The sequence below is a fragment of the Marseilla massiliensis genome (assembly GCF_016899955.1).
GTDB classification, from domain to species: Bacteria; Bacteroidota; Bacteroidia; order Bacteroidales; family Bacteroidaceae; genus Prevotella; species Prevotella intestinigallinarum.
Genome location: NZ_JACJJL010000072.1, coordinates 1 through 1,999, shown reverse-complemented (window position 1 = coordinate 1,999; position 1,999 = coordinate 1). Strand labels below are relative to the sequence as shown.

At 55.1% G+C, this 1,999-nt stretch carries 3 protein-coding genes; all 3 read right to left on the bottom strand.

What is annotated here, in order from left to right; genetic code table 11:
• Window positions 1–728: YWFCY domain-containing protein (locus tag H6B30_RS15895; RefSeq protein WP_239484176.1), on the bottom strand; the 728-nt coding region annotated here is incomplete at its 3' end.
• Window positions 729–776: 48 nt separating this feature from the next.
• Window positions 777–1,238, bottom strand: a complete 462-nt coding sequence (locus H6B30_RS15890; RefSeq protein WP_087207512.1) for a hypothetical protein — start codon at window positions 1,236–1,238, stop codon at window positions 777–779.
• On the bottom strand, window positions 1,235–1,999 hold a 765-nt coding region (gene traN, locus H6B30_RS15885), incomplete at its 5' end, for a conjugative transposon protein TraN (protein ID WP_205112227.1). The genes traN and H6B30_RS15890, both read right to left, overlap by 4 nt.

Here is a 1,999-nt window from a genome sequence, read left to right as displayed (position 1 = left end):
TTGGCCAGCGTGGGGTACTTGAAGTCATATACCATCATGGCGAAGCCCTTGGCGGCGTGCTGCCGGATGAACGGGTCGATGACGCCGAACGACTTTCCCGAACCGGGCGTACCCAACACAATCGTCCCCCGGAACGGGTTGATGATGTTTATCCATCCCCTATGCATCCTCCGCTTCCAGTAGTATATCATGGGGATGTTCACCGAATAGTCGTTGGCGACCAACGTCTCCGACTGCTGGAACGACTCGTTCTCGAAGTTGAAGCGGTCTTCGCCCACCTTGTTGTTGTAATACTTGGCGATGCCGTCTAGCCCCTGGTGCACTAGCATGGTACCTACTACCGAACAGAGTGCGTACAGGATGCGGTTGGCCGGGAAGCCGAACCAGCTGACGCCGAAGTACATCCCATGGAACACGAAGCACAGCCCGACAAGGGTAAGCCCGGCCAGCACGGGATAGACCACCATCGTGCGCACGTTGAACTTCAACGCCTTCTTCGCCTTTGTCCCGATGCAGACGATGCAGATGCACACCAGCTCCACCACCTTGCAGCCCGACACCGAGTTGAACACCTTGAAGCGCGCCAGCAGGTCGAGAATGAACTGCGTGACGCGGTTGTCCGCCGTGACGGGCAGGTTCATCACAATCTCTATAATTAGGAAGATGTAAATGCAGCTGCGGAAGTAGTTGTACATCTGCTGTTGTTCCCGTGTTTCCTCAAACGCCATAAAACTGAAATTAAGAGTTAAGAATTAAGAGTTGGCTTCGTATAGAAATTAGAACGGTACTTTAATTCCCAAAAGCAATCCGTTACGGAACGTGTCCCCGTGCAAGAAATTCACGTTGTTCTTCTGTATCAGGGCGAACTCCCAGCCGTTCTGGAACACATAGCTGTATTCAAACCCTCCCTCCAATCCGATGAAGAACCGTTTTTGCACCGCGCCGAACTGTGGCCCGAAGCGGAAACGGAGCATCCCGTTCTTGTAGCGCACCAGCCGGTGCTTGTAGACGATGCCGCCGTCCCAATAGTAGCCTTTCCAGAAATCCTTTTCCTGCCAGTGGTTGCCGGCCTCTCCGTACAGTTCCACGGCATTCCCGTAAGACAGCGGATGCTCGTAACCTACGGTCGCGTTCAAGGTGGAGGGGAACAGGAAGCCGGCGTTTACCGCCAGCTTGCCCTGTGCGGACGCGCCAATGGCAACTACCGCACAGCATAAGATAATCAGGAGCTTCTTCATTGCTTGTCGGAATAAGAGATGTAATAATAAGGATAATAGGCGGCATCCTTCAGGATGTCGGCATCGAAACCGTCCGCATGGAGGATGTCCTCATACTCGATGGTCAGCACGATGACCCGTCCGCTGATCTGGTTCTCGGATATTTCAATCCGCAACACCTTCTCGTCAGGGAAGGTCAGCTTGGGCAGCACCATCACGTTGCGGTAATCCTTTTTGAACTTCCGCGTGGAGTTGAGCGTGAAAACGGGCGACAGCTCGATGGTCTGTGAGTTGGTCGCCTTGGTCTCCTTCTTGTCCGTCAGCTTCACGCGGATTTCCTCGATGTCGTAGGGAATCTTCGTCCTGTTCCGCAACGAGTAGTCGATGAAGAAGTAGTCGCCGACGGCGTAAATGTTGTTCACCGTGGCCTTCATCCCGTGCGCCCTCGTCACGATCTGGTTGTACTTGCGCCTGCTGCCGTACACCGCCCACGCATAGCGTGCCATTTCGGACATGGGCATGGTGACTTCGGGGTTGATGTAGGACTGCGTGTGGGTGTACGGCACCTCGAAGATGGCGGCCGCCTGTGCCGGCTCTTCGGTATAGAGGACATCGTACTGTGCGATGTGCCTTTCCCCGATGAGCGTAATGGTGCCCAGCAGCTCGCCCTCCGCGTAGCCGCCTGCCTGTATGGAATCGCCCTCGTGGTACGGCTTGATGCGGACGATGTTGTCCGTGCATTGGTTGCCTGCAATCTTCGGGGTGGAGATGTCCACCAGCTT